The sequence below is a fragment of the Desulfomicrobium aestuarii genome (genome assembly GCF_055385525.1).
The window spans coordinates 134,605-146,201 of the sequence record NZ_AP042427.1; the positions used below are offsets into that span (position 1 = coordinate 134,605).

9 protein-coding genes are annotated in these 11,597 nt (G+C 67.0%); 3 read left to right on the forward strand and 6 right to left on the reverse strand.

The window, feature by feature from the left end:
* Positions 1-48 precede the first annotated feature (48 nt).
* The 4 genes from ACZ5AC_RS00645 to ACZ5AC_RS00660 all read right to left on the reverse strand — a co-directional run bounded on the left by ACZ5AC_RS00645 (position 49) and on the right by ACZ5AC_RS00660 (position 6,529).
* Entirely contained in the window at positions 49-1,470 is a 1,422-nt protein-coding gene (locus ACZ5AC_RS00645; RefSeq protein WP_464249037.1) for an efflux transporter outer membrane subunit, read from the reverse strand.
* Positions 1,458-4,616, reverse strand: a complete 3,159-nt coding sequence (locus tag ACZ5AC_RS00650; RefSeq protein ID WP_464249038.1) for an efflux RND transporter permease subunit — start codon at positions 4,614-4,616, stop codon at positions 1,458-1,460. The genes ACZ5AC_RS00645 and ACZ5AC_RS00650 overlap by 13 nt, the downstream gene beginning before the upstream one ends.
* Before the next feature lie 100 nt (positions 4,617-4,716).
* Positions 4,717-5,865, reverse strand: a complete 1,149-nt coding sequence (locus ACZ5AC_RS00655) for an efflux RND transporter periplasmic adaptor subunit (protein ID WP_464249039.1) — start codon at positions 5,863-5,865, stop codon at positions 4,717-4,719.
* A 67-nt stretch (positions 5,866-5,932) separates the two neighbouring features.
* Complete coding sequence (locus ACZ5AC_RS00660) at positions 5,933-6,529, reverse strand: TetR/AcrR family transcriptional regulator (RefSeq protein ID WP_464249040.1); 597 nt, start codon at positions 6,527-6,529, stop codon at positions 5,933-5,935.
* Between the two features lie 245 nt (positions 6,530-6,774).
* On the opposite strand from ACZ5AC_RS00660, the gene ACZ5AC_RS00665 reads away from it, so the two are divergent.
* Positions 6,775-7,269, forward strand: coding sequence for a rubrerythrin family protein (locus tag ACZ5AC_RS00665; protein ID WP_464249041.1), 495 nt, complete (start codon positions 6,775-6,777; stop codon positions 7,267-7,269).
* Between the two features lie 116 nt (positions 7,270-7,385).
* Positions 7,386-7,580: a hypothetical protein gene (locus tag ACZ5AC_RS00670; RefSeq protein WP_464249042.1), complete on the forward strand. Its 195-nt coding sequence runs from the start codon at positions 7,386-7,388 to the stop codon at positions 7,578-7,580.
* An 88-nt stretch (positions 7,581-7,668) separates the two neighbouring features.
* Here ACZ5AC_RS00670 and ACZ5AC_RS00675 read toward each other — a convergent pair whose 3' ends face one another.
* Both ACZ5AC_RS00675 and tsaA read right to left on the reverse strand, forming a co-directional pair.
* Complete coding sequence (locus ACZ5AC_RS00675) at positions 7,669-9,264, reverse strand: DEAD/DEAH box helicase (protein ID WP_464249043.1); 1,596 nt, start codon at positions 9,262-9,264, stop codon at positions 7,669-7,671.
* A gap of 261 nt (positions 9,265-9,525) precedes the next feature.
* The gene (gene tsaA / locus ACZ5AC_RS00680) at positions 9,526-10,500 is read right to left on the reverse strand and encodes a tRNA (N6-threonylcarbamoyladenosine(37)-N6)-methyltransferase TrmO (protein WP_464249044.1); all 975 of its coding nucleotides are present in this window, start codon (positions 10,498-10,500) and stop codon (positions 9,526-9,528) included.
* A 190-nt stretch (positions 10,501-10,690) separates the two neighbouring features.
* Here tsaA and ACZ5AC_RS00685 point away from each other — a divergent pair, with 190 nt between their 5' ends.
* A complete protein-coding gene (locus ACZ5AC_RS00685; protein ID WP_464249045.1) occupies positions 10,691-11,542 on the forward strand; it encodes a universal stress protein in 852 nt (283 codons plus the stop codon).
* Positions 11,543-11,597 lie beyond the last annotated feature (55 nt).

The following is an 11,597-nucleotide window of genomic DNA, read 5'->3' on the forward strand; positions in this document are numbered from 1 at the left end:
GCGACCTGTGGGCCGCCTTTTTTGTTGGGTTTGAGGTGAATACCGTCCTCACTGCACCGATGTGTCGGCTCCGCCTTCCTCCCAGCCGCCGCCCAGGGCGGCGTAGAGTTCGACCACGGCCAGCTGCCGGGCCAGGCGCGCGGCCAGAAGGTCCTGGCGGGCCGAGAAGAGGGTGCGCTCGGCGTCATGCACGGCGAAGGCGCTCTCCAGACCGGCCTCGTAGCGCTTGTCCACGAGGATGCGGCTCTGTCCCGCGCTGGCGACCCGCCGAGCCTGGGCCTGGGACTGTCCTTCAAACCCCTCGTTCTTGGCCAGGGCGTCGGAGACCTCGCGGAAGGCGTTCTGCACGGCCAGTTCGTAGGCCGCGACCCGGATCTGCCGGTCGGCCTCGGCCACCTTCAGGTTGGCCTTGTTCCGGCCGGCGTCGAAGATGGGCAGGGAGACGCTCGGGATGAAGGTCCAGGTCCGGGCCGCGGCGTCGAAGAGGTCGTGGAGTTCGAGGCTCGCGTAGCCCATGCTGCCCGTCAGGCTGATGCGCGGGAAGAAGGCCGCCCGGGCCGCGCCGATCTGGGCCCCGGCGGCCCACAGGCGGTGTTCGGCCTCCAGGATGTCGGGACGTCGGGCCAGCAGTTCCGACGGCAGGCCGGGGGCCGGGGTTGCGCCCATGGCCACGTCGCGGATGGCCCTGGCCGGGAGGTCCAGCTCGGCCACGGGGCGGCCCGTGAGCACGGCCAGGGCGTTCTCGTCCATGGCCGCCTGGGCCGTGAGGCGGGCCTCCTCGGACTGGGTCACGGCCACGGCCTCCTCGGCCTGATGGCGTTCCAGGTCCGTGGCCATTCCGTTTGCGATCCTGGCCAGGGTCAGGTCCAGGGTGGCCTGGCGGCTCTGCCGGGTTTCACGCGCCAGATCCAGGGCCTCGCGGTCACCGGCCAGAGTCAGGTAGGTCCGGGCCACCTGGGAGACCAGGGAGATGTGCACGGCGCGCCGCGCTTCCTCCGTGGCCAGGTACTCCTCCAGGGCCTTGTCTTCCAGGCTTCTGACGCGCCCGAACAGGTCCAGTTCGAAGGCTGTAACGCTGAGGCCCGCGGCCCATTGCCGGTCGATGCCCTCGATGCCGCCGCGCAGGTCGCCCGGAGAGCGGGTATTGGAGTTCCGGCCCGAGGCGTCGACATTGGGCAGGAGGTCGGCCCGGACAATGCCGTGCTGGGCGCGCGCCTTGTCCATGGCCAGGATGGCCTGGCGAAGGTTTCTGTTCTCCTTCAGGGCCGTTTCGATGAGTTTCTGCAGGGCAGGGTCGGTGAAGACGTCCCGCCAGCCGGTTTCGTCGATGTCGGACGGCGCCGTGCCTGCATCGGCCTTGGCGGCTGCCCACGTCGCGGGCAGGTCCACGGCGGGGCGTTCGCGCTCCGGGGCCATGGTGGCGCACCCGGCTGCAAGGAGCAAGGCCAGGGTCAGGATCATTCTTCGCATGCTTCGCCTCCGCTGGGTATGATGATGCGCGACGTGGCGTTCTTGGGGTTCCTGCGGGACATGCCCAGCTTCGCCACGATGACGAAGAAGACCGGGACGAGCAGAGAGCCCAGGACCGTCGAGGCGATGGTGCCGCCGATGACGCCCGTTCCGATGGAGTTCTGGCCGCCCGAGCCGGCGCCGGAGTTCAGTGCCAGGGGCAGCACGCCCAGGCCGAAGGCCAGGGAGGTCATGATGATGGGCCGAAGCCTCTGGCGGGCCGCCTCGATGACGGCCTGGGCGAGGTCCATGCCCGATTCGGTCAGGCTCTTGGCGAACTCGACGATGAGGATGGCGTTCTTGGCCGCCAGGCCCATGGTCGTCAGCAGGCCGACCTGGAAGTACACGTCGTTGGTCATGCCGCGCAGGCTGACGGCCGCCAGGGCGCCGAGCACGCCGATGGGGATGACCAGGATGACCGAGGCCGGCAGGCTCCAGCTCTCGTACAGGGCCGCCAGGCAGAGGAAGACCACGATGATGGACAGGCTGTAGAGCAGGGTCGTCTGGGACCCGGCCTGGCGTTCCTGGAAGGACAGGCCGGTCCAGGAGAAGCCGATGCCCTCGGGCAACTGCCTGGCCAGGGACTCCATGGTCGCCATGGCCTGGCCCGAGCTCTTGCCCGGGGCCGGGGCGCCCAGGATCTGCATGGCCGGGACGCCGTTGTAGCGCTCCAGGCGCGGCGAGCCCGACGTCCAGTGGGCCGTGGCGAAGCTCGACATGGGCACCATCTGGCCCGACTTGCCGCGAACGTGCCAGCGGCCGAGGTCCTCGGGCATCATGCGGTAGGGCGCCTCTCCCTGCATGATGACCTTCTTCACACGCCCCTTGTCCAGGAAGTCGTTGACGTAGGAGCTGCCCCAGGCCGTGGCGATGACGCTGGTCACGTCGGACACGGCCAGGCCCAGGGCGCTGGCCTTGTCCCAGTCGATGTCGATGCGGTACTGGGGCGTGTCGTCCAGGCCGTTGGGCCGGACCATGGCCAGGTCGGGGTGCTGGCTGGCCATGCCGAGAAGCTGGTTGCGGGCGGCCGTGAGCTTTTCGTGGCCCAGTCCCGCCATGTCCTGCAGCTCGAAGTCGAAGCCCACGGCGTTGCCCAGCTCCAGCACCGCCGGCGGGGCGAAGGCGAAGACCATGGCGTCGCGGTACTGCGAGAAGGCGGCCATGGCGCGGCCGGCGATGGCCTTGACCTGCAGGTCCGGCGTCTTGCGCTGGCTCCAGTCCTTGAGGCGCACGAAGCACATGGCCGTGTTCTGGCCGTTGCCGGCGAAGCTGAAGCCCGCCACGGCCATCATGGATTCAACGGCCTGTTTCTCGTTTACCAGGAAGTGGTGCTCGATGCGTTCCAGCACCTCGATGGCCCGGTCCTGGGTCGAGCCCACGGGCAGTTGGGCCTGCACGAAGAGGATGCCCTGGTCCTCGTCGGGCAGAAAGCCCGTGGGCAGGCGCTGGAAGAGGAACATCATGCCGCCCAGGACCAGGGCGTAGACGATCAGGGAGCGGCCCCAGCGTCTGGTCATGCCCTCGACCAGCTTCCGGTACCCTCCGGCCGTGCGGTCGAAGCCGCGGTTGAACCAGCCGAAGAAGCCGCGCTTGCCGTGCCCGGCCTTGGCGGGCTTGAGCAGGGTGGCGCACAGGGCCGGGGTCAGGATCAGGGCCACCAGAACCGAGAGGACCATGGCCGAGACCACGGTGATGGAGAACTGGCGGTAGATGACGCCCGTGGAGCCGCCGAAGAAGGCCATGGGCACGAACACGGCGGAGAGGACCAGGGCGATGCCGACCAGGGCGCCGGAGATCTGGGTCATGGACAGGTGGGTCGCGTCGCGGGCCGAGAGGCCGTCCTCGTGCATGATGCGCTCGACGTTCTCGACCACGACGATGGCGTCGTCCACCAGCAGGCCGATGGCCAGGACCATGGCGAACATGGTCAAAGTGTTGATGGAGTAGCCGAATGCCGCCAGCACCCCGAAGGTGCCGAGCAAGACCACGGGTACGGCGATGGTCGGGATGAGTGTGGCCCGGAAGTTCTGCAGGAAGAGGTACATGACCAGGAAGACCAGGACCACGGCTTCAAGCAGCGTGCGGACCACTTCCTCGATGGAGATGCGCACGAAGGGCGTGGTGTCGAAGGCCGCCACGACCTTCATGCCTGCCGGGAAGGTGGAACCCATGTCCTCGATGTACTTCGCCACGGCCTCGACGGTCTGCAGGGCGTTGGCGCCGGTGGCCAGCTTGATGGCCGCGGCGGCGGCGGGCTGGCCGTTGAAGCGGGAGGCGATCTGGGAGTTTTCGGCCCCCAACTCCACCTTGGCCACGTCGCCGAGGCGCACGCTGGAGCCGTCGGAGTTGACCTTGAGCAGGATGTCCCGGAACTGCTCCGGGGTCTGCAGGCGGTCCTGGACGCTGACCGTGAAGTTGATGCGCTGCTCCTCCACCGAGGGCAGGCCGCCCAGCTGGCCGGCCGAAATCTGGGCGTTCTGGGCCCGGATGGCGGCGGCCACGTCGGCCGGGGTCAGGCTGTAGGTATGCAGCCTGTCGGGGTTGAGCCAGATGCGCATGGCGTGCTGGGACCCGAACAGGGTGACCTCGCCCACGCCCTCCACGCGGCTCAGCCCGTCGAGGACGTTGGCGGCCACGTAGTCGGCCAGCTGCGCCCTGTTCATGGAGCCGTCCTCGGACACGAAACCCAGGACCTGCACGAAGTTCTTGACGGCCTTGGTGACCTGCACGCCCTGGGCCTGCACTTCCTGGGGCAGCAGGGCCATGGCCAGCTGCAGCTTGTTCTGGACCTGGACCTGGGCGATGTCGGGGTTGGTGCCGGCCTTGAAGGTCAGGGTGATGGTGGCCTGGCCCGAGGACTCGCTGGTCGAGGACATGTAGTCGAGGTTGTCGATGCCCTTCATCTTCTGCTCGATGACCTGGGTCACCGAGTCTTCAAGTGTCTTGGCCGACGCGCCGGGGTAGGTCGCGCTGACGGACACGGACGGCGGGGCGATGGGCGGGTACTGCGAGATGGGCAGGCCGAAGATGGACAGCACGCCGCCAAGCATGGTGGCGATGGCCAGAACCCAGGCGAAGACCGGCCGGTTGATGAAAAAATGAGCCATGATATCTCCTTCTCTTTCCGGCTTGAGCGCGCGGAATCCGTTCGCGCCCCGGCTGGGCCGGGGCAACGGGGAGCGAGTTTTTAGTGATTCGGGAACGGGATCAGTTGGCGGCCTGGGCGACGCGGACCTGCGTGCCGGGGCGCGCCTTCTGCAGGCCCTCGACCACCACCCGGTCGCCCGAGGCCAGGCCCTGGCGCACGATCCAGTCGCCGCCCACGGCGCGGTCCAACTCCAGGGGGCGCGCGGCGACGGTCTCGGCGGCGTCCACGACCATGGCCATGGCCTGGCCCTGGGCGTTGCGGACCACGGCCTGCTGCGGCACGAGCAAGGTCTTGGCCAGCACGCCTTCCTCGACCACGGCCCGCACGTACATGCCGGGCAGCAGGTCGCGCTTCGGGTTGGGGAAGACCGCGCGCAGGGTCACGGCGCCGGTGCTCTGGTCCACGCTGGCCTCGGCCAGCTGCAGGGTGCCCTCATGCTCGTAGGCCGTGCCGTCCTCGAGGATGAGGCGCACGCGGGTCGCGGCCTCCCCGGCGGATTGGATGCTGCCGTTTTCCAGGGCGCGCTTGAGGCGCAGCATTTCGACGTTGGACTGGGTCAGGTCGACGTAGATGGGGTCGAGCTGCTGCACCGTGGCCAGAGCCAGGGCCTGGTTGGCCGTGACCAGGGCGCCGGGGGTGATGGAGGCACGGCCGATGCGCCCGGAAATGGGGGAGACGACGCTGGTCCGCTCCAAATCGATGCGGGCCGCCTCCAACTCGGCCTGGGCCGAGGAGACGTTGGCCTTGGCCAGGGCCAGGGCGGCCTGGACTTCGTCGTGGTCCTGCTGGCTGACGGCCTTGGTGCGGATCAGATCGGCGTAACGCACGGCCTTGAGGCGGGCGGGCTCAAGCTCGGCCTTGGCCTTGGCCACGGCGGCGGCGGCCCGGGCCACGGCCACCTCGTAGGTTGACGGGTCGATACGGTAGAGCAGGTCGCCGGCCTTGACCTCGGCGCCTTCGGTGAAGGCGCGCTTCTGGATGATGCCGCCGACCTGGGGCCGGATTTCGGCGACCTGATAGACGGCGGTGCGACCGGGCAGTTCGGACGTCAGCCGGACCTCGCGTTCCTGCATGGTGACGACGGCCACCTCGGGGGCGGGTCTGGCCGCGGCGGGAGCGGGCTGGTTGGCCTGGGACGGCTTGTGCCAGGCGAGATATCCGAGGCCGACTGCGGCCATGACGGCGATGATGACGAATGCTTTCTTCATGTGTACCTTCCTGAAGTTCTGGTGCATGCGGTAGGTGAATGATCGTTAACTTTGAGGGTAAAAAAAATCAGGGGGCCACGGCCTGCAGGAACATCCGCCAGTTGGCCTCGGCCTGGGCCTTGGGGTCGACCATGTCGCCGCGCCGGCTGTAGAGGATGGCGATGGTCAGGAACTGCCCCAGGAACTGGACGAAGATCCGGTCGGCGTCGATGTCCGGCCGGATCTCCCCGCTCTCCTGGCCTTCGCGGATGATGGCCGCGATCTGGGCTTGCTGCCGCTGGTGGCTTTCCACCAGGCGGGCCTTCAGGCGCGGCTCTTCGATCCATATGGAATCCGAGAGGACGAGGATGGGCAGGGCGCGGTAGCGCTCGATGACGCTGATGTGCAGTTCGAAGCAGCGGCGGAGTTTGGCCAGGGGCGGGCCGGGTTCCTCGAAGGCCAGCCGTGTCCCCTCGAACTTCACGGATTCCAGGAGGTCGAGGACGCTCGACAGGATATCCGCCTTGCCACCCGGAAAATGCCTGTACAGGGCCGGCGCGGTCACGCCCACGGCCCGGGCCACGTTGCGCGCGGTCAGGGCGCCGACGCCCTGGTCGGCCACGAGGGCCAGGGCCGCCTCGGCGATCTGTTCGCGGCGGATGGTGGTGGTCAGTCGTTTTGCCATGGGCGGCTAGTTAACGATCGTTCACTTCAGCGTCAAGCAGGAAATTTCAGACTCCCGAAAATGTGTTCGATCTCAAAAAAGGGAGGACGTTCTGTGCGGGATGAGGCGACTCATGGTCTGGACGCCTGACATGTGAAAAGACAACGGGCTGAAATTTTTGCTTGCCAGAGCGAAATGATTTCTTTAGAACTCTTCTTGATAATTTTTACTAATAATCAAAACAACCAAAAAAGGAGTAACAACCGATGAGCAAGACCACCGACAACCTGAAGGAAGCCTTTGCCGGAGAATCCCAGGCCAACCGCAAGTATCTGGCTTTCGCCAGAAAGGCGGACGAAGAGGGGTTGCCGCAGGTTGCCAAGCTGTTCCGCGCCGCCGCCGAGGCCGAGACCATCCACGCCCACGCCCATCTGCGCCTGCTCAAGGGCATCGGCTCCACGGCCGAGAACCTGAAGGAAGCCGTGGCCGGCGAGACCCACGAGTTCAAGTCCATGTACCCGGCCATGATCGCCGACGCCCAGGCCGAAGGCGAGAAGGCCGCCGAGCGCTACTTCGGCTTCGCCAACCAGGCCGAGGAGTGCCACGCCAATCTCTACGCCAAGGCCGCCGAAAAGATGGCCGCCCTGGAGTCCGTGGACTACTACGTCTGCAGCGTCTGCGGCCACATCCACGAGGGCGAGCCCAAGGACAAGTGCCCCATCTGCGGCGCCGCTCCCAAGGCCTACAACGTCGTGGCCTAGCGTCCTGCCGCCTGCCCGTGTCCGTTCGAGCCGCATCCTTTTGGGGGGTGCGGCTTTTTCATCCTTGCCGAAGGCGCCGCCGGTCATATCTTTCTGAAGAGACAAGGAGGCGACCCATGAAAATCGCCGTGGAAATCACGATCTTCGGGCACCGCTTTTCCGAGGTGGTCGACTACCCCGGCACGCCGCACTCCCAGGCCGAGGTCATCCGCTGGCTCATGAACCAGACCGAGTTCCGGTGGGTCGATTACGAGCATTCCCGCAGCGACGAGCGGCTTCTGTACGATCTCGAGGACGGCGTGAAGCAGTGAAGCGGGTTGGCCGCAAAGCCGACCTTGCGACGGCGTGTCGCAGGGGCTTCAAACGAGAAAGGCCGCGCTGTGGAGCGCGGCCTTTTGGTTATTTCCTGACGGGCGGCGGGGTCGGGCGCCCCTTGGCCTTGGTGAAGACGATGCCGCCTTCTTTGCCCTTGCGGTTGAACATGGACAGCACCTTCTCGGCTTCCTGGAAGGGCAGGGACACGAAGGCGAAGGTCTCCATGATCTGGATGTCCCAGACCTTGCGCGACGGGATGCGGCAGTTCTCGTCCAGGAAGGTCAGCAGGCGCTTGGGGGTCAGGCCGTCCTTGCGGCCCTGGGTGACGAAGAGGCGGGTCTTGCCCTTCTTGTCGACCACGAAGGCGTCCTCGATCTCACGGTAGTTGGAGGCGTCGAGTTCCTCCTGGAACATGTGCTGCAGCAGGGCGGCCAGGGTTTCGCGCGGCTTGCTCTGTTCGAGCAGTTCCTGGGCCATGCCCAGAAATTCAAGTTCCGGCTCCGTGGCCACGATGGCCGCCAGTTCCGCCCGGATACGCTCCTTCTTCATCTGGATGACGTCGCTGACCTTGGGCAGGCGCGCCTTGCGGATGTCCGTCTTGGCCTGCTTGCTGATGAACTGCAGGCGGCGGTACTCGGACGGCGTGATGAAGGTGATGGCGATGCCTTCCTTGCCGGCGCGGCCCGTGCGGCCGACGCGGTGCACGTATGCCTCGGGGTCGTGGGGCAGGTCGAAATTGATGACGTGGGTCAGGTCGTGCACGTCGATGCCGCGAGCGGCCACGTCCGTGGCCACGAGGATGCGCGCCAGGCGCTTCTTGAATTTGGCCAGGATCTTCTCGCGCAGGCTCTGGGACATGTCACCGTGCAGGGTGTCGGCGTCGTAGCCGCGCTCCATGAGTCGCTGGGACACGGCGTCGGCGTCGACCTTGGTGCGGGTGAAGACCAGCCCGTAGAAGTCCTCCTCCATGTCGATGATGCGGCACAGGGCCTCGAACTTGTCGGCCGCCGAGACCTCGAAGTAGATCTGGTCCGTCTGGGTGGCGGTCAGCTGCTCGGACGCGGCGCGGATGACCTGGTAGTCGCCCATGTATTTCTTGGCCACGCGCAGGATTTCCGGGGGCATGGTGGCGGAGAAGAGCATGGTCCGCTTGTCGGCCGCCGTCTGCTCCATGATCTCGGTCACGTCTTCAAGAAAGCCCATGTTCAGCATCTCGTCGGCTTCGTCGAGGATGAGGAAGCGGATGCTTGAGAGGTCGAGGGTGCCGCGGCGCAGGTGGTCGAGGACACGCCCCGGGGTGCCGACGACCACGGACACGCCCCGCTTCAGGTTCCGCAGCTGGATCTCCATGGACTGCCCGCCGTAGATGGGCGTCACGCTGACGGTCCGGCCGCCGCGCAGGGAGTTGATCTCCTCGGCCACCTGGATGGCCAGTTCGCGGGTCGGCGCCAGGACCAGGGCCTGCACCTTGCGGGCGTCCTGCTCCAGGAGATCCAGCAGCGGCAGGCCGAAGGCCGCGGTCTTGCCCGTGCCCGTCTGGGCCTGGGCCACGATGTCGCTTTCGCCGGCCAGCACGGCCGGGATGGTCTTGATCTGGATGGGGGTGGGCTCCTCGAAACCCTTGCGGGAGAGGGCCTGGATGGTCAGGTCGGACAGACCCAATTCGGAAAAAGTCGTCATGAGAGTACCTTGCGGGCGCGAGGCCACGCGGTCAAAAGTGCCCGGCGCTGGAACCGGGCCTACACCATGAGACCGACTGCCCAGGACGGGGGAAAACGCATTTCAGAAACGTGTGGAACCGGATGAGGCGACGCTCAAGAAGGTCGTGCGGATAGGGGGAACGCTCCCCCGCGAGGAAATGCTCGGGGTAAATAGACGACGTGGGCTCCGTTGGCAAGCAAAAAAAGGCGCCCCCCAGAGCCTGTCGCCCCGGCCCCGCCTTCAGCGGGCCAGGGCGATGGCGGCCAGGCTCTCCAGTTCCTCGGACAGGCCCAGGGCCTGGGTCATGCTCCCGCCCCAGCAGACCAGGCCGTGGTCGTCCATGAAAACGGCCTGGAAATAGCGGGCGGCCTGTCCCGCGGATTCCCCGAGCTCCGGCGTGCCGGGTATCTCGGACGGGATGCGGGTCAGCTTGGCGGCGAAGACCTGCCCTTCGTAGAGGGGCAGCTGCAGCAGGGACCCCTTGCCGCGCAGGGACAGGGCGATGAGCTTCGGGGGGTGGGTATGCACGATGGCCTGGGCCGCCGGCTGGTTGCGGTAGATTTCCAGGTGCACGGACAGTTCCGAAGAGGCCTGCGCCGACGACAGCGCGTTGCCGCTCTCAAGATCGACCACGGCCAAGTCTCGGGGCGAAAGGTGGCCCTTGGCGCTGCCCGTGGCTGTGATGACCACGCGGGAGCCCTGGCGCATGCTGATGTTGCCGTTGAACCCGGCGAAGAGCCCGCGCAGCCAGCCGTCGCGGCCCGCCTCGATGATGGCCCGCCCGGTGTCCGGGTTGACCAGGGACGGGAATTCCTCCCGGCCCGGGTCCGCGGAATTGTCCGGCTTGATGTCGATGACGGGCGTGCCGTCGATGACTTCCAGGGGATGGACCTGCAGGCGCAGGCCTTCGCGCCCGGTGATGCGCACGTTGTGCATGCCGATGGGTGTGGGCCGGTCCGGGGAGCGGGTGGAGAAGATGCCGCGCATGGGCAGGTCGCGGTTGCCCCGGGGGTGGCAGCGCAGCACGGAGCGGTCGCCCTGATGCATCCAGGTCAGCACGACGACGGCGTCGCCGATCTGCAGGTCCGTGGCCGCCGGTTCGAATTCGGGCATGATCTCGATCCAGACCGGGGGCAGGTCCGTATCCCCGTATTTGGGACATTCCTCGCGGGTGCGCAGATGGGAGCGGACGATGCCGACGATGTTCGGGTTCATGGAAGGTCCTTGGTGGATGTTCTCGGTTGCGGGGACGAACCTACCGCCCGTGCTGCCGCCAGTCAAACGCCGGACCTTTCTCCGCACGGGCCGCCCTGCGGCGTCGTGCATTTCTGAACGAAGCTTGTATTGAGGCATCGCGGGTGGTAGCGCTTGTGAAATACCAAACCGCAACCCCCGGAGCGCGCGCATGAACCGCTTCTCCACCAGCCTCCTGGGCGAGGCCAAAACCCTGCTGCTGGCCACCGACGGCTCGAACTACAGCGACGGCGCCGTCCAGGAGGCCATCTTTTTCGGGCAGGCCTGCCAGGCCAGGGTTGTCGTGCTGCATGTCGTCAGGATCGATACGGAGTCCCTGAAGTCCGCCAACGCCAAGGTCACGCGCAGGCAGCAGGAGATCGCGCCCTACATGGAGGAGGTCCGCAAGATGGCCAGGGACAGCGGGGTGGAGTGCGAGACCGTGGTCGTCGGGTCGTCGGTGCCGGAGCACGCCATCGTCGAGCAGGCGCGCATGCGCGGGGCGGATGTCATCCTCATGGGCCGGCACGGCCGCGCCGGCCGGCTGTACCTCATGGTCGGCAGCATGACGGCCAAGGTCATCGGCCTGGGCTTTCCCATGGTCCTCGTGCTGCCCAAGGAGTCGCTGCTGACGGGGACGCACGTCCTCGTGGCCGTGGAGGATTCGCCGAGCAGCCGCCTGGCCGTGGAGGAGGCTCTGAGCCTCGGGATGTGCTGCGTGACCCTGCAGCGCCTGACCTTCGTGGCCGTGGCCAAGCGCGAGAGCGGCCTCGGCGCTGCCCGGAAGATGGTCGAGGACGTCTGCGCGCGGGGACGGGAGAAGTGGCCGCACCTGCAGTTCGAGGCCGTGGCCGACGTCGGGCACCCCTCGAACGTCATCGTGCGGGCCGCCGAGGAGCGCGGGGTGGACATGATCATGATCGGCGGGGTCAACGGCAGCCGGCTGCCCAGGATGTTCACGGGCCGCGTGACCAAGGAGGTCTGCGGATGGGCCCACTGCGCGGTGCTGGTGGTCACTGCCTAGGAGCCCGTCCAAAATCCGTTCTGGACTGCGTTGCTCCCCGATTCCGGAGGGCTCA

Bases quoted from the DNA above. Each gene is read 5' to 3' on its own strand.
- ACZ5AC_RS00670 (WP_464249042.1), top strand. From the start codon at position 7,386: ATGAAAATCGCCGTGGAAATCACGATCTTCGGGCACCGCTTTTCCGAG.
- ACZ5AC_RS00685 (WP_464249045.1), top strand. From the start codon at position 10,691: ATGAACCGCTTCTCCACCAGCCTCCTGGGCGAGGCCAAAACCCTGCTG.
- tsaA (WP_464249044.1), bottom strand. From the start codon at position 10,500: ATGAACCCGAACATCGTCGGCATCGTCCGCTCCCATCTGCGCACCCGC.
- ACZ5AC_RS00660 (WP_464249040.1), bottom strand. From the start codon at position 6,529: ATGGCAAAACGACTGACCACCACCATCCGCCGCGAACAGATCGCCGAG.
- ACZ5AC_RS00650 (WP_464249038.1), bottom strand. From the start codon at position 4,616: ATGGCTCATTTTTTCATCAACCGGCCGGTCTTCGCCTGGGTTCTGGCC.
- ACZ5AC_RS00675 (WP_464249043.1), bottom strand. From the start codon at position 9,264: ATGACGACTTTTTCCGAATTGGGTCTGTCCGACCTGACCATCCAGGCC.
- ACZ5AC_RS00655 (WP_464249039.1), bottom strand. From the start codon at position 5,865: ATGAAGAAAGCATTCGTCATCATCGCCGTCATGGCCGCAGTCGGCCTC.
- ACZ5AC_RS00665 (WP_464249041.1), top strand. From the start codon at position 6,775: ATGAGCAAGACCACCGACAACCTGAAGGAAGCCTTTGCCGGAGAATCC.
- ACZ5AC_RS00645 (WP_464249037.1), bottom strand. From the start codon at position 1,470: ATGCGAAGAATGATCCTGACCCTGGCCTTGCTCCTTGCAGCCGGGTGC.